Origin of the sequence: Erysipelothrix larvae, from assembly GCF_001545095.1 — a bacterium.
GTDB lineage: Bacteria > Bacillota_I > Bacilli_A > Erysipelotrichales > Erysipelotrichaceae > Erysipelothrix > Erysipelothrix larvae.
Genome location: NZ_CP013213.1, coordinates 1370444 through 1390791, shown reverse-complemented (window position 1 = coordinate 1390791; position 20348 = coordinate 1370444). Strand labels below are relative to the sequence as shown.

Annotated in this window: 12 protein-coding genes; 11 read left to right on the top strand and 1 reads right to left on the bottom strand. The window is 33.6% G+C overall.

Going from position 1 to position 20348, the window contains the following annotated elements:
• Window positions 1-378 precede the first annotated feature (378 nt).
• The 9 genes from AOC36_RS06480 to AOC36_RS06440 all read left to right on the top strand — a co-directional run bounded on the left by AOC36_RS06480 (window position 379) and on the right by AOC36_RS06440 (window position 15561).
• Window positions 379-1824, top strand: coding sequence for a hypothetical protein (locus AOC36_RS06480; protein ID WP_067632613.1), 1446 nt, complete (start codon window positions 379-381; stop codon window positions 1822-1824).
• A complete protein-coding gene (locus tag AOC36_RS06475) occupies window positions 1821-3410 on the top strand; it encodes a hypothetical protein (protein WP_067632611.1) in 1590 nt (529 codons plus the stop codon). The genes AOC36_RS06480 and AOC36_RS06475 overlap by 4 nt, the downstream gene beginning before the upstream one ends.
• Window positions 3407-4420 carry a hypothetical protein gene (locus AOC36_RS06470; protein ID WP_157777154.1) on the top strand — a complete coding sequence of 338 codons (1014 nt, stop codon included), beginning with the start codon at window positions 3407-3409 and terminating at the stop codon, window positions 4418-4420. Before AOC36_RS06475 ends, AOC36_RS06470 begins: the two co-directional genes overlap by 4 nt.
• Before the next feature lies 1 nt (window position 4421).
• Complete coding sequence (locus tag AOC36_RS06465) at window positions 4422-9641, top strand: DEAD/DEAH box helicase (protein WP_067632607.1); 5220 nt, start codon at window positions 4422-4424, stop codon at window positions 9639-9641.
• 2 nt (window positions 9642-9643) lie between these two features.
• A complete protein-coding gene (locus tag AOC36_RS06460) occupies window positions 9644-10483 on the top strand; it encodes a DNA adenine methylase (RefSeq protein WP_067632605.1) in 840 nt (279 codons plus the stop codon).
• Between the two features lie 1082 nt (window positions 10484-11565).
• Window positions 11566-13353, top strand: coding sequence for an SWIM zinc finger family protein (locus AOC36_RS06455; protein WP_078055099.1), 1788 nt, complete (start codon window positions 11566-11568; stop codon window positions 13351-13353).
• A gap of 71 nt (window positions 13354-13424) precedes the next feature.
• Window positions 13425-13838 carry a UPF0158 family protein gene (locus tag AOC36_RS06450; RefSeq protein WP_067632600.1) on the top strand — a complete coding sequence of 138 codons (414 nt, stop codon included), beginning with the start codon at window positions 13425-13427 and terminating at the stop codon, window positions 13836-13838.
• A gap of 216 nt (window positions 13839-14054) precedes the next feature.
• Window positions 14055-14723, top strand: a complete 669-nt coding sequence (locus AOC36_RS06445; protein WP_067632597.1) for a DUF5680 domain-containing protein — start codon at window positions 14055-14057, stop codon at window positions 14721-14723.
• A gap of 172 nt (window positions 14724-14895) precedes the next feature.
• The gene (locus tag AOC36_RS06440) at window positions 14896-15561 is read left to right on the top strand and encodes a nitroreductase family protein (RefSeq protein WP_067632595.1); all 666 of its coding nucleotides are present in this window, start codon (window positions 14896-14898) and stop codon (window positions 15559-15561) included.
• Between the two features lie 80 nt (window positions 15562-15641).
• Here AOC36_RS06440 and AOC36_RS06435 read toward each other — a convergent pair whose 3' ends face one another.
• Window positions 15642-17051 (bottom strand): SEC-C domain-containing protein, encoded by a 1410-nt coding sequence (locus tag AOC36_RS06435; RefSeq protein ID WP_067632593.1) that lies wholly within the window; start codon window positions 17049-17051, stop codon window positions 15642-15644.
• Window positions 17052-17478: 427 nt separating this feature from the next.
• Between AOC36_RS06435 and AOC36_RS06430 the strand changes: the two genes are divergently transcribed.
• Both AOC36_RS06430 and AOC36_RS06425 read left to right on the top strand, forming a co-directional pair.
• Complete coding sequence (locus AOC36_RS06430) at window positions 17479-18744, top strand: dicarboxylate/amino acid:cation symporter (RefSeq protein WP_067632590.1); 1266 nt, start codon at window positions 17479-17481, stop codon at window positions 18742-18744.
• Window positions 18745-19135: 391 nt separating this feature from the next.
• Window positions 19136-20326, top strand: a complete 1191-nt coding sequence (locus AOC36_RS06425) for an MFS transporter (RefSeq protein WP_067632588.1) — start codon at window positions 19136-19138, stop codon at window positions 20324-20326.
• Window positions 20327-20348 lie beyond the last annotated feature (22 nt).

Here is a 20348-nt window from a genome sequence, read left to right as displayed (position 1 = left end):
GAGCAAGATTTTAATGCACAATAAATATGATAGAATTGTATATTGGAAGTCGCCTTTAGATTTTGTCTTGAAACTTAATTCTAAAAGAAAAGCTTCCTTTTTTTTTGCCTCATCGTGTTAAACAAAGTATTTTATCCTATGAAATCTACTATAATTTAAGAAATCGCTTTCATAGTGGTGTTGATTTAATCTATGTAATAAAATATAATAGGATTATATTTTATTACAGTGGAAGTTTAAATTATTTATTAATGCCATTTCTTATACTTAGTTTTGATTAAAACTCAAACTATTTATTCTGGCTTGGACAGAATTCAAGTATATATTTCTTTACTTTAACTGAAAAAAATATGTTTATATTAGGAGGTGTTATTCAGAATGCTGAAAGCGTTTGATTCGGTACTTCAGATTTCAGTATTTGCAGATTCTGTGGAAGATAATAGTGATTATGAACCTCTTCGTTATGAGTGCTTACATTGTGGTGAAGAAGTAAAGATTGCGGCTGCGGATAGTAGTAGTATGGTAGCACATTTCCGCCATCGAAATGGTAATAACGACATTGAATGTGAGAAGTATTTAGGCCATTTAGATAATTCTAAATTAGTACATTTATTTCCGAAAAAAAAGAAAATAAAGTGCGATTTTTATTATAATAATTTTAACAAATCTTTTTATTTTGGAGTTACTTTTTCCGATGAAGAAATATCAAAATTTGAGAAAGAACGTTCACACCTTATAATATATAATCACTATAACAAAAGTCAAAAAAAGAAGGTTGCAATTAATCATACATTCTTTTCTCCAAACTCAGTAGCGAAGATAGAAGTTGATTTTTTTTCAAACCAATATGAGCTTTCAAATCCCTACTATAATTACTCGGATGTTAAAAAAATCTTCAATTCAAATAGCAGACCTACGTTTTTTAAGATGTTAGGAGACGAGCCCAAGTATAAGGCGAAACTTGTATTAAGTAAAACTTTGTATACAAATATACCATATTTTATTACTTATCAAGAACTCTACTCTTCACCAATGGACATTAATTATCCACAAGAAATTAAAACACCAATGTTACCAACTTATTTTAGGACGTTGGATAGAAATTTTATAGGTCGGGTTGTTAGGTTTACAAAACGAAGTCAAGAAGTAATGAATCTTATTAGATCTTGGGGATATGAATTAGAAGACTCTGAAACACTAACATTGTTATGGCCTCCTGCAATAAATCAGAATAATAAATACTTAGTTAATACTAATTTTTCATATCTTTACTCATCATTTGACCTAAAGTTTCGACGAAATATAAATATAGATGAAGATAATATTAGAAGGCATGAAAAAGGGATTACTAGAGTATGTTTTGATTCTGATTTGAGAATAAATTCAAAGAATATCGATGTTGTACTAGCTACGCATCAAGATACCTCGACTGATTTTGATCAAATTACATTTTCTAAACACGAAGCATCAATATTTAAGGTTCCTTCTTTTACTGGTTCAGAGTCGTATCATTTATTTAACAGTTCAGGTGTACATAAGTTAAACAGTGGACAGAAAGTTATCTTGACAAAAGGGAGTACGATCAAGTGCTACTCAGGTAATAGATTATGTGGTGTTGTTTACCCAAGACAAAGACTAGTAAATTCAAAAAAACTAATTCTAGCAGATATATTGAAATATTATAAAAGAACAGAATGTATAAGAGATGGTGAGTTTGATGGATTTGAAATTTGTGAAGAAGCAAAAAAATATGTATATGGTTGTTATGAGAAAAAACAGATTAATACCGTTGTAAAGCAATATATATTAGAGGGTAAGTTATGAATTATGTAAGTTTATTGACAGATGAAGAAACAAAATATATTTGGGGTAAAATTCCGAAGCAGGTTCGAATAGACTATTCCAAGAGGAATTCAAAACAATTCTCAAAAATATTTAGAGGGTTTAGACCTGAGTCAATCGATAAGATAAGTCCTGACTTGATTATACGAAACAAGTCAAATTCATTTATAGCTACTTTTATTGACCAAATAATTAGTATATGGATAAATGACATTGAAACTGAATTAACACCTAACACTGAAAAGAGTGAAAAAGAATTTATATCATTTATCCGTGTTTTACCAGAAAGTATCTTTTCGGATAATATTCCCTTGTTTTTCAAATTATATGATAGCAAAACTGAGATAACTAATGATCAAATTGAGTTTATCACTCATGCGATTACAATATCAAAAGGGCATCTTGATGAAATTAAGAAATTACAAAGACTTAATGATTCGAACAGGATTGAGGAAGAAAAACTAAACAAAAAAATTGAAGTGTCATTCAAATCAGAGAAAAATCTTAAAGAAAAGAATAATGAATTATTGATTGAGATTGGGCGAATAGAAAAGGAAAAAAAAGAACTATTAAAACTGGAAGATGAGATAATATTGAAAGAAAAAATTAATGCTGAGCTTAGAGAAAAAACTAATGACCTTGAAAATATAATTTGTCAATATGAGGAAAAGCTAAGACAACTAATTAATGGGACAAGGACACTCAAATATCCAATCGGGTTTGACAAGAATAAAATTCAATTAATAATTAAAAGAAAACAACAAGAATCTAACGTACCATTAGTCCCAGTTGATATGGAAGAGTTTTCTGACTACTTATTGGATAACTTTAGAAATATATTACTATCTGATGATCGAGATCTAGAGCGATTATTGATTCATCATCTTACAAAGATACTGTTTTTGGGAAAACCAATAGTACTGAATCGAGTACCGGGATCATTACTTGTTAAATGTATTTCCAATGCTTTAGTTGGACACCAGGATATTCAGATGTTAAATTATTCGAATGGAATAGGAAGTAATGAAATAGAAACGTTCTTGAATTTGGATGGAAGAATTAAGTGTTTAGTTGATTTCATTGGCAACTATAACGAAACTGAATTATTTTCGATCCTTGAAAACAATAAGAATAAAATAATTTTCTTAATGGTAACATATGATAAGACACTTAATTACGTCCCTTTTGAATTCTTGAATACTGTTGAATATCTAAACGTAAATCGATTTAGTCAATTATCTGCTTGTATTAGTCTAACTGCTAACTCATCTCAGGTTAATGAAGTAGAAAATATATTTAGTCAAGAAAAACAAGAACGTAAAACCACTAAGGTAATCACAGAAATAATCACTGAATTATATAACAATAAAGGATTTGCTATGATTCAATGTAATCATATTAGCAATGAAGAGGATTTATGTGGCAAATTAGCGTTTAGTATATTGCCATATAGTGTGGATGTCGCCAATATTTCTCCTTTTAATGAGTCAGAAAGATTGGTCAAATATGCTGGATTTACCGGAAATTGCTATATAAGGAAACAGCTAATGGAATGGTTTTTATTATGAAAGATATGATTGAGAAAATGGGAATGTCTATGGACATCCCATGCTATAAAAATGAAGGCTATGACTCTTATGTATTTAGAGTAATTTATTCTGCACTAGGTCAATGGTGCTTAACAATTGCAGCTAGTAAAATTAATGAAATGGATGGAGTGACGAAACACCATATTTCGATTGCTTTAAATGAGTTAATAGCAAAGTATATTGATTTGTTCCCAGTATTAGAAAATATTCTTTATTCTGAATCTAGTGTAAAACTATCCTTACACATTCAAACAGTCTATTTAGAAACAGGGTATTTGACGTTAACAAATGCCAATTTGTTACAAGTTTCAAACTTTGGTGATGGATTAATATTTGATAATGATTTTGCAATTATGTTGGGACTTCCAAATATACGGTACGAAATTAGTGGATTAGGTGTGTTAACTACACCAAAATCAATAGTATTACCAGTTGAGACTAAGGACTTTTTAATTAGAGACACACTAAGTCCACAAGAATATTGTTTATGTAATTTCGATTCTAGCGATTTCTCTCTAAAAGAAATTGATATTAACGAGCTTGAGTTCTTCAATCCCCTCTCGAAAAAATCGCCGTCAAGCTCTTGGGAAAAAAGTCCAAACACAGAATTTACTATAGCGCGTAGAATCAAAACACGAACATACTACCGAGTAATTAACCGGAATAATGATTTCTATTTTGCAGAAATGATTGAAGATGAAAGGAATGGATCATTAACAGCGTATGAGTATCGTAGAGACTACTTTGCATTGAAGTCATTATATGATAATCCGTTGAGAGCTAGAGTTAGAAGATTGGATAATAATTATTCTATATTGTCATTTGAGGGTCACTTGCCTAATAGAGAATATTACTTACTTTTACTCCTTGCATGGCCTGCTAGTAACGCATTTGATAAAAGTAGTTTCATCATTATTAATAAAGCATTGCCATTTGTTGGGAGTGTATTAAATGATATAGGAATTGTAATTTATGAAGGAGAAATATAATATGAGTAATTCAGTTGGAGTAAAAGAATATTATGAATCAATTAGGCTTCGTTTGAAAGATTACATTAAATCGGATTATTTGGCAAATAGCGAGACATTATTATTATATGAAGAGGATTTGTTGGGGGAGTTTTGTTCGGAACACACCAGTATATCGCAGGAACCATATATCGAGACATCAGCGTCTTATAAAAAATCATATGATGGAATTCGTTTATCAGCAGCTTTAGATAATAATATTAAGAGTTCACTTGTGAAATTAATTGATGCAAATTTAGGAATTTATGAAAACCCATACGAACACCAAGTTAAGTCTCTGGAATTATTTATGGAAGGAAAAGATTTATTTGTTTCAACAGGAACTGGTTCAGGGAAAACAGAATGTTTTTTATGGCCAATTATTTCAAAAAGCTTTTATGAAGCTAAGAATAAACCACGAAGCTTTGAAAGAAATGCTGTTAGGACTCTAATTATATATCCGATGAATGCTCTAGTTTCTGATCAACTTTCGAGATTTAGAAAAAATATTGGAAGTGAGAAATTTAAAGAAATATTTACCGAGGATACGAAAGCAAAGCGTATTCCTCATTTTGGAATGTACACCGGCAGAACACCATCACCAGGGAAAAAAACACCTCAAAACAGTAAAGAGCTAGCAGAAGTATTTAGGAAAGAGTATTTGTTGGACGATCTTCGTACTTCAGATAGAGAAAAGAAAATCTTGGATATTGAAGGCTTAAAATCTGTTAATAAGTATCCTGCAAGGTATGGTGAAGATGGACTTGAAAAATTCGTCGATAATTTAACTAGAAACATTCATGAGACGGATCCATTTGATGCCGAATTGATTACAAGATTTGAGATGCAAGCTTGTCCGCCAGATATACTCATCACAAACTACTCAATGTTAGAATTTATGCTGATGAGACAGCGCGAGGCAAACATTTGGGATCAAACAAAAGACTGGCTTCATGAATCTACAGATAATAAACTTCTAATTGTATTAGATGAAGCACATATGTACCGAGGATCTTCCGGGGGAGAGATTGCATTGCTACTTGAACGACTCTACTCTCGTTTAGATATTTCATTAAGTCAAGTTCAATATATTTTAACAACTGCAAGTATGCCTAAAGAGGAATTTGAAGCTATCAATGCTTTCTATGAAGGTTTAACTGGTAAACCTGCAAATAATTGTGAATTCTTATATGGCACAAAAAAATCAATTTCAAATAGTTTTGAAATCCAAACAAATGTTGATGCTTTAGTCTCTATTGGATTTAGTCAAGTTCATGGTAATGAAATTAGTGATAGAATTAAATCATTTTCAAAATCAGTTTATAATGAAGAATTGAACGAAGATATGAATCAAGAAGAACTACAAACTTGGCTATATGATAATCTGTATAGATATGAAGCATTTGTGAAACTAAACGAAATATGTCGAGATGGGGCAAAATCCTACAGCACTATTAAACAAGAATTATTTGGGAATCATCCAAATTCAGATAAAGCATTAGACTCTTTACTTGTAGTTGCTTCCTTAGCAACAAAAAATGGAAATGTTCTTTTTCCAGTAAGATTACATATGTTCTTAAGAGGTTTACAAGGTTTGTATGCATGCACTAATCCAAAATGTAAGTATGCAAAGTATTCTTCTGAAGAAAAACTTCCAATAGGAAAAGTAATCGCTATTCCTAAGGAAAAATGTGAATGCAACGGAAAAGTTTATGAAATTCTAAATCATAGAAAATGTGGTGGTTTGTATCTAAGAGTATACATTCAGAAAAATGAAGGGGAGTCATTTTGGTATACATTTCCAAAAAGAGGATTGAGTGGAGATGTACATTCACTAAATGAGATGCTTCTATATATTGTTCCCAAAGGATATCATCGAAGATCAAAAGATAATATTGGAGCACTTGATCCGTATACTGGTAAATTGTATTTATCACCACAGGATGATGATGGGTTACTGACCGTTATTTATACTGATGACTTTGATACGAAATCAAAGTCATATAATTTTAATGTTTGTCCAAAATGCAAGAAACAAATGAGGTTACAAAAACCTTCTGATTTATCTACAAAGGGAAATATCCCGTTCTATAATCTAACTAAAGCGCAGTTTGAATTACAAACTCCAAAATCTAATTTAATTAACCAAGGGAAAAAAGTGCTTCTTTTTTCTGATTCAAGACAAATCGCTGCAAAACTAGCATTAGATTTATCGAAGTCATCAGATGCTGATGCTTTCAGAAAAGCAATATTACTAGCTTCATTAAGAGCAAATACTGCTTCGTACGAATGTTCCCTAGCTGAGTTATATCCAGCTTTCTTAGAAGTGTGCGCAGATAATAAACTTAGTTTTTTTAACGGGTCTAGTAAGTTATTATTTCAAGATCAAAAAAGAAAGTTTTCAAGAAGAAAAGCAAGAATTGAAAACAAAGGTAATGTGTTTAATTTTTTAGATGTTGTATCTGATTTTCAAGAACTTCCTGATCAATACTATGAGCAACTTTTAACGTTCTTTACAGAAAGTCCTCGTTCATTTAAAGATATTGGGCTTGGGTATTTAGCCCCAAAATCAATATTACTAGATGAATGTCTTGAGGAATTGGAAGAGAATGACATTATAATTGATAGTGATTTGTTTTATCAGTTTTTAGTTACTCTATTTTGGGATGTGATGGATGGTGAAGCAGCATTAGGACATACTATTGATGATGATGTGAGACGAGGTCTTCCAGGGAGAAGTATGAATAATGATTTTGGGTTAGATTTTGATTTTATTAAGTCTTTGGACAAAAATCTTGTAGATACATCAAAAAGTCTATTTAATATAAGTGATAACCAAACTCAAGAATTATTGGACATTATTCGGGATTGTTTCTTTGATTCCTCAAAAAAGAGTAAATACTATATTAATTTGCGAAAGGTAAGAATTGAGTTTACTAGTGAAGAATTTCCTTGGTATAAATGTATGCACTGTGGTAAATTATCTCCTTTTAAGTTAGGAGATAAATGTGCTGCTTGTTATCAGTCAGTCGATCTAAAGATTATTGGTAATGATGATTTGACTCGATTTGATTTTTGGCGCAAACCTATTATAAGAGCTCTAGAAACTCAAGAGAAAATTCAGACAATTGAAACAGAGGAACATACTGCACAACTTTCACATAAAGAACCGAGAAGTAATAGTCGAAGCAACACTGAGAAATATGAATTGAAGTTTCAAGATATCACAGCTGGTGAAAATGGGGAAGATTCCATTGATGTATTAAGTTGCACTACAACTATGGAAGTTGGGATCGATATTGGTTCACTTACTGCTGTTGGGTTACGAAATATACCACCGATGAGAGAAAACTATCAACAGAGAGCTGGACGTGCAGGGCGAACTAACTCGGGTATTTCTACGATTGTTACTTTTGCATCTGGTGGAACCCACGATAGTCATTATTTTTCTAATCCTGAGGAAATGATATCTGGTGCCCCACGAAAACCATGGATAGATCGAATGAACCACAAAATTAAACAACGTCATATTAATATGTTAGTGATTAATAGTTTTATGTCGAGTGATGGAATGCGTACAAAGTATGATGGAATAATGGATATAGGAATTATAACTTTTTGTGAGAAATACGGATCATTGTTTATTGAATATGCAAAAGACTTCGAGTTGAAGAATTCTGTGTCTACCGTGAGTACTATTAAGTTATTTAATGAAATCTATGATACAATTATTCTTCATAATCGACGGGAGGAGTTTATGAATAATGATAAAGAAACTAGTGTTTTTGATGTGTTTTATAAAGAAGGATTTATACCATCATATTCGTTCCCAAAGAATGTTGTTAAGTTTTATGTTGAAAAAGATTTGAAGAACTATAAAAGCGCTAACAGAGAAATTCAATATGCTCCTGATCGTGATATTTCTGTTGCTTTAAGCGAATATGCTCCCGGTAGATTTATAACAATTGACAAAAAAATATATAAAAGTGGTGGAATTTATTCCAATCCAAAGCCGAAAGGATATGAAGATAATCAAGCAGAATATTATTTTAACAACAGAGATTACTTCAAAAATATTCTTGTCTGTTCAGAATGCAATTGGTTCGGTTTAGAAAATGAATCATCAAGTCACCCTGTTTGCCCTTATTGTGGATCGGAGTATACAAAAAATAAAATGTTAAGACCATGGGGATTTGCACCCATTAAAGGACAATCTGTAAAGTTTGAAGATGAAGATGAACAATACACGTTTACTGAAGCACCATTTTATTCTTATGTTCCTTCTAATACCAAAATGCAACGGTATAAATCGAGTAACATAAAGTTTTCAAATCTCCCGGATCGTAACGTTTTAACTGTTAATATGGGAAAACAAAAAAATGGATTTAACGTATGTAAGAAATGCGGGGGTGCTGAAGTTTCCAATGATCTTGTTACAAATAAATTCTCTGTAACACAACCTTACCATGGCTATAGCGTTTGTCAACATAACGGTTCAGTGGAAGCGAATATATTTTTAGGGTATGAATTTCTAACTGATATGTTTATGCTCGATATTTCTTATGATACGAAGAAACTTGTTGGAAGTGGTCGTATTGATGAGAAAACAATCCTAAAATCCGCTGCTACTTCATTACATGAGGTTTTAAAAAAATCCATTTCAATAGTTTTAGATATTGACTATAATGAGATTAGTGGTGGTTGGCGTCCTAGAATTGGGAAAGCAGATGATTCATCGCTTGAGTTTTTCTTCTATGACAATTTATCCAGTGGAGCAGGATACTCTACATTGATTGGTTCAATATTAGATCAAGTACTAGATCAGTCAAGGAGAATTTTGACAGAGTGTGAATGTTCTAGAGCATGTAAAAACTGTCTAGATAATTATTGGAACCAAAGAAATCATGACCTGTTTAATAGGGACTTAGCGTTACAGTTACTAGATTATGCTCAGTTTGATGTTTATCCTCAACCATACAGTGAAAGCAAGCAACAAGATTATTTAGAACCGCTACTCAGACTTATCGAAGAAAACTCAAGAATTGCCAAAAAAGAAGTATTGAATAATATCGAAGTTATACCAGCATTATTGAAAAAAAGTGACAATGTTTCCAATATGATATTTTTTAATCCATTAGATTTATCTGATTGGTTGCCAAATTCTTATTTAGAATATTGTAAACTCGTTGAGAAGAGGAAATAATTATGAAACAAACAATTTCTCCACTGAGATATCCAGGAGGTAAATTTAAAATTTACGATAAAGTCAAAAAACTGATTGTCGAAAACGGACTTCAAGACAAAACATATGTAGAGCCTTTCGCTGGTGGATTCGCAATTGGTTTAGCACTACTTGTGGAAGGAGTTGTACAGAATGTAATTCTAAATGATTTTGATTCTCACATCTATAATTTCTGGTATTCCGTAATACATGATACTGAAAACTTTCTAAAACTTTTAGATGAAACGCCAGTGACAATTGAAGAGAGAGAAAGACAGAAATCGATATATATAAGTGAAGATACATCTGTATTAGATGATGGATTTGCTACATTTTATTTAAATAGAGTAAACTATTCGGGTGTTATTTCGGGTGGACCAATGGGGGGGGTTTCCCAAAAAGGTAAGTATAAAGTTGATTGTCGTTATAATAAGGTAAATATAAAAAATAGGATAGAGCTAATTGCTAGCTTTAGTGAAAACATAGAATTGTTTAACAGAGATGCGAGTGATTTGATAATTAATGAACTCCATCAACGAATTGATACTTTGTTTTACAATATTGATCCACCGTATGTTAATAAAGGACATCAATTATATAAAAACTATTTTATGGAAAATGATCATGTGGAATTGAAGGATGTAATTACTCAACATTTAGGAGATGGGCAATGGATAATTACTTATGATGATTGTGAATTAATTAATTTAATTTATAATCGGTTTATAATAATCAAATACAGTATTATGCACACTGCTGGTCGAAGCTCCCTTGGAAAAGAAGTTGTAATTAGTAATAATGCGAACTTCTTGAAGAATTGGTGAATATTTGTCAGCAAAAATTGCTGGGATTGGTCTAAGTTTTTACTTTGCTTGGAAGAAAAAGTTAATGATTGTTTTTGATATAAGCTACAAGCCCTGAAACAAAAATGATTATTGGACATAAAAATATTAAAGAAACAAAAAACAGCCTTTACTTCAACATTACTTATTAGATGATGACATATGAGACTGTTTTTTATTATATATTCAAATAGCTTATCATAACATCACAATCTATTTATGGTTCTAAATCTTTGAACATTATAGAATTAGTTCAGTTAAGTATATCGGAGGTCATGTCGAAGTATAGAATCGTATAATACTTCTGTTCCCTAACTTACATTATAAAAACTGTTCTGTACATTCTAAAGTGAAATATAATGCATATCCAAATATTTTCTCGTATTATGTCTCATTAATTAATTAAAAATCTCAAAGAAATTCCAATATTAAATTTTTCTGAACAATATTATATTTCTTAAGAATAATCTGGAAATCGGTAAAAACATAAGAGCTAATGAATGATCTTCGCAAATCATACATTAGCACTTAATTATTCATGATTAATATTTTAGGTTATTACTAGTATTGTTTTAAAAGTTCTTTGATAATTGTATAGATCGCAAATACAGGCATAAACACAAACCAAAAGAACAACATTACAAGACCATTAGGTTTTTGTCCCTTCATAAATTAGCCCCTTTCATTAAAATACATAATATTAGAAATTCAATACATACTTTAGTGTGTTCATGTATTTGTCAACTGAATAATGGACCAATTCTCAATTGAAAATTGGTCCACTTTTAGATTAACAAATACAGCTCATATGCGTTTGCTTTAAGAAACTGGACACAGTATTGCAAGTATGGTGTTTAATAAGCGGTAAGGGGTAAATTAAAATTCTCAATTTTTAGATTATCCTCCATAAAGAATCTACCCACATAACTAAATTAATTATAAAAAAATTTATAAATATCACAACTAATGGTGACATGGATTGACCACTGTAAACCTTCATCACGTTTTTTTCTGTACTGTAGATAACCATTGAATCATCTTAAACCACGTGTTAAAGTGAGTATATGGAATTAATCATGAGTGATGCGATGCAGATCACAAACCTAATACTTTCAAGCAATCATGATGTTATGAAACAATGCATGCATTATACAATTAAGGCACGATGTGAACTGATACACAAAGGAGGCGGTGTAAGGATGGAATGGAAGAAGTTTTTTAGTAATCGGATCCTCAGTGGAGGGTATGAGTATTACGAAGATGGCATGGTTATGGATTTTGCTGTTCAAGGAAACATCATCACTGCTACAGTTTGTGGGTCCCGTGATTATGATGTTGTGATTGACACATACGATCCACAAAACTATGAAGTATATTGTGACTGTCCCTATGCTACGAATCACGATCTCTGCAAACATATGGCGGCTGTTTTATATCACTATGATGACCATCATAATGCACAAGGTGGTCATCAAAATTCAACACAACACGATCATACACTTAATATCAAGAAAACGCTCGATCATGCAACACACGACGAACTCAGTGCTTTCTTAGAAGAAATTTTTAAAACAAACGAAGGTTTGTATAATCAATTTAAACGCTTTGTTAGGGCTGAAGTGTCTTCTGAGGATGTTTTACGCTACAAAAAAGACATCAAACGAATATTCACAACCTATTCAAGGAATCACGGCTTCATTGATTATAACAATGCATTTTCATTCATCACGGATTTAAGAAACTTCTTGCATGAACAAGTGGAAGTGCTAATCCAACAAGGGCACACCATGGAAGCTTTTGAACTGTCAACCTATCTGTATATCATGCTTGCAAATCAAGACTTTGATGATTCTAATGGTGGTTTTGGTGATATTGAATCAATATGTACATCAATGTGGCTGGAAATTCATAATCAAAGCAGCCTTGAAGACAAACGCATACTGTTTCAATGGTTTATGGAATACAGTCATGGTAAAATGATTGATTATGCAGAAGAATCAATTGAAACCTTCCTCTTAGACAACTTCCATGAACATGAGTTCATTCAACCAAAGCTCAATTACGTACAAAAACAATTAGATTCACTTGAAGGCAATAATTCATGGTTAGAATATTACAATAACGGAAAATACCGATTGCGACATATACAACTCATGAGTGCGAATAATGAATCACCCGAAGTGATGAGACAATACTGCCTTGAGTACATAAACGTTCCAACCATTCGAATCTATTATGTCCAAGAATGTATGAAGGATGAAGCCTATGAAGAAGCAATCCGAGTGCTAAAAGAAGGAAAAATAGTGGACCAAGATCGAAACGGACAGCTCAAACAATACAGTGAACTCCTTCGTCACATCTACAAACACTTAAAACTAGAGGCTGAATATGAAGCAGAACTGTATCAGTGCCTTATAGATTACACGCCTGGAGATTTAAAACTATACAAAGAACTCAAGTCATTATGTACACCTGAAGAATGGGACATAAAACGTGAGATTATCTTTGAATCACTGGGTAAGAGTGATGCTTTGGATGACTTTTATAAAGAAGACAAACTGTATGATCGCCTGCTTGCACGCGTTCAAGATTCAAACATCAATAAACTCCTGATATATGAAGATGTTTTAAAACCCTTATATCCAAAGGAGTGCTTAGAAATGTTTGAAAGAGAGCTGATGATTCTGTCGGTACACGCTACGAATCGACGCTACTATCAAGAACTTGTGGGGCTACTAAGAAGAATGCTAACATATCCAAATGGTCCACATCGAGTCAACATGATTGTAGGGGACTGGCAAGTTCGCTATAAAAACAGACCCGCCATGATGGATGAACTCAGTAAACTCTAAATCCAAACAGTACATGTATCGTACTATACAACACATAATCTCAGTCAAGATGAGTTAACAAAGGAGAAACTGTGGCAATCAAACTTTCAGAACTAATTGATGCAATTGAAGAAATTAATCATGATACGACCATATATTTTGATAAAAAAGAGAATCACTTCATTTTCATTTATTATGATCAAATCAGTCGGGATGAAATTGATGATTTCGAAGCACTACGATCCCATGATGAAGCACGGTTTATCTCACTACCAGATGTCAGAGAAATCAATGATTATCGAATCATGAAACAGTTTTGCTATGAACAACCCGAGCCATTTCGTGATCAATTATTGAGTGCAATTCGCCAAAAAGGTGCCTTCAGGAAGTTTCGAGCACAAACAGATCGTCTCAGACTCACACATCTATGGTATGCATATCGCGATGAGACCTATAAGAATATTGCGATTGAGTGGGCACAAAAAAACAACATCGAAATCGAGTAATCCTAAACAGCCCTTTATATAAGAAGCAATCATGCTCACCATTGACTCAAGGATAAAAGGGTGTATTTTCAAAATCTTAGTGAATACTTAGAGACACAATAAAGCTGTGGTAAAGTGATATGCAACCACAAGGTGCATAAATCAACCACCGCTTTATTTATTTTTACCCCTATTGAGGTGTAAAATCAGGGTATAAACATAAAGGAGCAAACCATCATGATATTTTCAGAAAAACTCACCCTCATTCGTCGAAATAAAGGATATACTCAAGAACGTCTTGCTGATGCATTAAGTGTTTCACGACAAGCAGTTGCGAAATGGGAAAGCGGACAATCCTACCCAGATATCACCAATTTAATCCAACTTAGTGAACTATTCCATGTGAGTGTAGACTATCTTGTAAAAGATGAAACATGTCAGATACACCCGAAAACTGAAGAAATAGCACACGAAGGACTCATTGAATTTCTAGTTGAAGCAAAGAAACACACATATGCAGGGAAAGGTCCAAAATGTGAAAGCATACGATCTGGATCACATGACTATGAGTACAAGAAGCATCCGTTCACTTATATTGATACCTTTTATGGTGGCGAATCATTCTGTGGTGAAGAAGTGGTATGGAACCACGACACCCCAATCTATGCCATGAATTACAGTGGTCGTGTTATCGGTCCTAATTTTAGTGGTGACTTTCTTAAGGCAGCACTCCTTCATTGTACACAAGACATGCCGTATCGCGGCCCTCATTATTATGAAGAAAACGGGTTTATCTATCAATGCAACGTGACTGGCGATATGATGTGGTTTCAAGGATATGAAGACATTTGTTTCAAAGGTCAAAAGATCTATGAATGTTACTTCCATGGTTCAAAAATTGTTTAATAATGAAAATCGTATATAAAAGTTGTCTTGACCAAATGAAATCATACCCCACATAAATTGTGCAATTTAATCAAGCATCCCGTATAAATAGTCTAAGTGTCCATCATAAACTTTTTTGCATTCATACCAACTTTGCGATAAAATTGTATCAGAAAGAAATAAGGAGCAGGGTATGACACTATTTGAAGCAATGAGCACTCGCCACACTGTACGTAAGTACATGGATAAACCACTGACACAAGAACACATTGATGCCATCAATACCCGTACTGAGCATCATAACAAAACGTATAACCTCTCAATGAAACTCTTGACCAATGATACCCGTGCCTTTGGAACCGTGACAAAGTTTCTGATGGCTAAGACGGTAAAAAACACCATTATTTTATCAGGGAAAGACGCATCCAATCTCGATGAAAAACTTGGATACAGTGGTGCAGATATTATCCTCTATGCGCAATCATTAGGGTTGAATACATGGTGGATTGGCGAAACCTTCAACAAGAAGTCAACACCAACCCTAGTAAATGGTGATACGGTTATTGGTGTTATTGCTTTAGGTTATGGCGTGAATCAAGGGGTTCCTCATAAATCAAAACCAACCGAAGCAATCAGTCACTATGAAGGACAACCACCAGCTTGGTTTAATCAAGGCATTGAAGCTGCATTGCTTGCACCAACTGCCCGAAACAAACAAGCATTCTTCATCACAGGAAAAGAAAACAAGGTATCCATAACCTGTGACAATGGGGTATATACCGGAGCAGATTTAGGGATTGTGAAATATCACTTTGAACTGGGTGCAGGTACAACGAATTTTGAGTGGACTGATAAGTAGCAAATAAAGAAAACGAGCAGATCATGAGAACACGTCTCAATGGATCTACTCGTTTTTTTTATTAGATTATCTTAGCTATCCTAGTTCAACTTACCATGACAGTTCTTATACTTTTTACCGCTACCACATGGACAGGGTTTATTACGCGAAGCATTGACAAACTGGTCGTTTTGTATTTCATTAATATCTAAATTAAACGTCATTTTTCCACGTTCATTTGGTGTATGTCCATTGGATGAAAATAGACGGGTGTTATTCATTATATTAATCAGAAGATGATAAAGTTCCAATTCAACTTCATCAGAATCAATGGGGACAATTCTTTCACGAAGATAGTCAATAATATCGCTAAAAGACCAGCCAACTAAGACAGCCTCATGAATTTCTTCAATGCATAAATCATAATAAAATTCATTCTTTTTATTCAAAAGCTTATGTTCCATTAGAAATTTCTTGAACGATTGATATGGAAGCGTGGGTTCTAAATACTCCGCTGACACATACTTCAAGAATTCTTTTTTTGAAGGAACATATCGCGACATACCAAACTGATTTGTTACGATTGTTTTAACCTCCTCATAACTCTCATCATCCTTTGGATCAAATAAATAACTCTGGATGTTTTTTTCGTGAGCGTAAAAAGCTAGGGGACCAGTCGATTCAAACACCGAATTTGCATACTCAACAGTAATGGGCTTTTTCTCATAATGGTTATACAACTCAACAAAGTCTTGAATGCTAATCACACCATATAAATTAGAAGCCGCTGTAGCATATTCAATGATTTTAATTTCAGATTTACGTGCAGGTTTCGATGTCTCAATGTATTGGTAACGCGGCCCTAATTGCTGGGCGGTTTGATATTCTTTTAGGTAATCCATAAAAGAACCTCCAATTTCAACTAAGGTATTACCAAAGATGTGAAAAGACCGTACATGATCAATGACCTGAATTGCTGCAAAAGTAACATTCATGCTCTGTTCTTCAACGACTCCTTCAAGACAGGCAAAAATCCAATCAAAGAAGGGGGTCATTTTGGCACCAACTTGTATGTCCGCAAATGCGTCATCAACAATATCATCAATGATATCAGGGTTATCAATTTCTGATTGTAAACAACATATCTTGACAATATGCTTCAAATTTTGATACGCGTCGCTTTCTTGGTGATACGAAGAACTCGTATACTTTAAGAATTCCTGTTTCTCTGGCAAATAGGGCTTGATTGTAGAACGGTCAGATAAAAAATCATCAATCATTGATTCATCAATCTCGTTAAAAAACCAAGGGACACCCAGCAAATCATGATATAGAATATTAGACTCATCAAAAAACGCCAGATTCTCTAGTATAAACCCTTTAAAATCAGAAATTGTAACCGATGTTTTTTCATAATGATTATAAACATCCACAAATTGTTGGTAAGTCAAAAGACCATACAGATTCACCGCAGCCTTAAGATACATCGTGCAATTTTCCATTGTTTTCATATTCCCTCCGTGATTCAAGAAACCATAGATAAAGTTTTACTTGTTTTCTCATTAGAATCATACCAACTCTGTGCCTGTTTCACAACATCTACCCAGAAAATAAACGATCACAACAGTATCATGAACCATAAGAAATGAAAATGTATCAGTGAGCATCTTCATTGAAAACATTGATGCCTTATGTTAACCTAAGTAAGCATATATGTTTATATGCTTAAGGGAGGACAATCATGAGAATGTTAGATTGTATATGTTATGAAAAGGGGAGAATAAATCAATTATTTTTATCATGTCGATGTTGTGGGTAAAACCATTTATGAATACCATTTTACACATTGACACGACTTGTGTCTTTTTTTTTGACATAGAAAGAGAGAAGATATACAGATAAAGCTATTGAACCTGTATATCAATTAAAAGAAAAATAATGAATTTATCATGGATTGCTTTAGCCGTTGCGCTGGCTATATTTTGGATATTATATCAATTTGAAAAGAAACACGTTAACTTTGGATTAAGAACGATCTTTGCGATGCTATTTGGTTTAATCCTTGGATTTGCATTCCAAGGACATACTGAATATGTTTCAATATTTGGAACCATCTTTACACGCCTTATCAGTGCCATTGTTGTACCACTACTACTATTTAGTATTATTCACAGTATTTCAAAGCTTAATAACCTTGAACGCTTAAAATCATTGGGACTGAGAAGTTTATTTTGGTTACTCCTTAATACATTTCTTGCAAGTACCTTAACCTTAATCATTGCAGGATCTTTAAAGGTTGGATCAGGATTTAATCTGACATTACCAACCGATGCAACTGCAAAAGAAGTACCAACCATCATTGAAACCTTGGTATCCTTCTTCCCATCCAATATCGTTGAACATGCTGCAAGTAATCAAGTGATTCCTATCATCATCTTCGCAATCATGGTTGGAATAGCTTTGGTTCATATCAATACAAAAAACGAAACACAAGGGAAGATACTGATTGATTTTGCGGAAGCAATGAATGCCTTAATCGGACAAATTGTGAAATCAATTATCAAACTCACACCGTATGCGGTTGTGGCATTTATTGCGAATGTTGTGACTAGGGATAGTGCTAAAGATCTCACAACCTTTGTTTCCATTATATTGATTGCATATGGTATCAGTATGATTCAAACCTATCTTGTTCATGGAACACTGGTTTTGCTATTTGGAAAAATGAACCCTATCAAATTCTTCAAAGGAATCTTTGAAGCACAAGTGGTTGCTTTTACATCCCAAAGCAGTATTGGTACAGTACCCGTAACTGTTGAACGCTTGATTCATAAACTCGATGTTAAGGAAGATGTCGCATCTTTTGTATCCGGATTGGGTGCGAATACTGGAATGCCAGGATGTACAGGTATGTGGCCAATGCTCCTAGCAATCTTTAGTATCAACGCGCTTAACATCCCATTTACACCAATACAATATGTACTGCTAATTGTATACTCAATTATCGTATCCTTCGGTACAGCAGGTGTCCCAGGAACTGCTACCATTTCCGCAACAGCAGTCCTTACAGCTGCAGGATTACCCATTGAAATCATCGTCGTTCTTGCACCAATATCAGCCCTCGTTGATATGGCACGCACAGCAACTAATGTTACAGGTGCTGCGACAGCAGCCGTTATTGTAGATGCTCAAATGAGCCACTAAGAAGAGTCCAAAAGACTCTTTTTTTTTAACCAACTGTCAAAGGTAATCAACAACCTTCCATCCTAAATAAAATCCCTTATGTGTCAAAAGCGATCTAAATTGATTGAACACATAAAATGTAAACAATCGCATCACAATGTCATGCTAACCAATTGATCATGATTATTACTCCAAAAACCTATGATAAGAAGAAATGGGTCGATCCATAAAATAATTCATAATTAGCGACGATTATGCGTAAACGATGAAATTAATTTTCAATTGTCTTACTACACCTTGACTTAGAGCGAACTCTATCGTGTAGACTGTGAATCAGTGGAACCCTATTCATAAATTGACGTACCACACTACGCATGTGAAATCAACCATGCACAGTCACTAAGGAGAACCCATGAAGAAAAGCTCAACTACAATACTCATGTTCGCAGTCATGAGTTTTATACTCGCAATGAATGCTTCCGTATTTAATGGAATCATTGACCAAGTTGCTGATTCATTAAATATATCGGTTGCGAATACAGGACTACTCAATACAATGTTTGCATACGGCGGTGCATTTGGAGTGCCTGTATCCCTCATTCTGTTTCACAAAATAGATCGTGTCAAACTACTGAAGGTAATGTTACTCACTACAATCTTACTCACACTTGGACTTGTATTAACTCAAGACTTTACTCAACTTTTAATCATCCGATTTATGTCAGGGGTGAGTGCCAACACATACAACGTCCTTGCAATATCAGTAGTCGTCTCACTTTCAGATAAAAACCGCCAAGGACGAACCATGGCTTTACTAATTGCAGGGAATGCTACTGCACTTGTAATTGGTGTCCCCGCAACCCGTGCGTTATCTTCAATATTAGGATGGCGTGAAATATTCACAATTATGGCAGGAATTATGACGCTGTGTCTTGTATATTTCATCACGTATCTAAAAAGTCAAAATCAAACGCAAGAAGGCATTAAACTTAAAAACGAACTTATCTTAATGAAGGATCGGGAGACACTGACGGTACTTATTTCAACACTTGTTATCTTTGTGGGAATGGGAGCATTGAATACCTTCTTAACGCCTTATCTCATCGATGTTGTACCCAACATTGAAGCATCCATGAGCCTCATTCTCGTTTTGATTGGTGTTGCATGTTTTACGGGTAATTATATTGGGGGTCAAGTATCTGATAAACTCGGCTACAAAAAATCAATGCTAATGGGTGTTTCAATCCAATGCATCAATGTAATTGCGCTCTCATTAATCCAAAACCTAGGATGGCTTAATTTAGTAGGTGTCCTTTTATGGCTCGGTACATCATGGTTTATTGGATTACAAATCAATACCGGAATTGCACAAGCAACGCAAAACAAGTCAAGTTTTATTCTTGCACTTAATGCGTCAATGGTTCAACTTGGTTCAGCATTGGGTGCAAGTTTATCGGTCGGTATTATTACAAACCATGGTATTACCTATATCATTAACATAGTTCTTATCACAATCTTCGCAACGCTGATGCTCATTATCGTTGGACGGAGTAAGTTAATGACGCGCACAAAACCTGAAATCATTTCAGATTTACAAGCATAAATACACAAAATCGCTGGAGGTA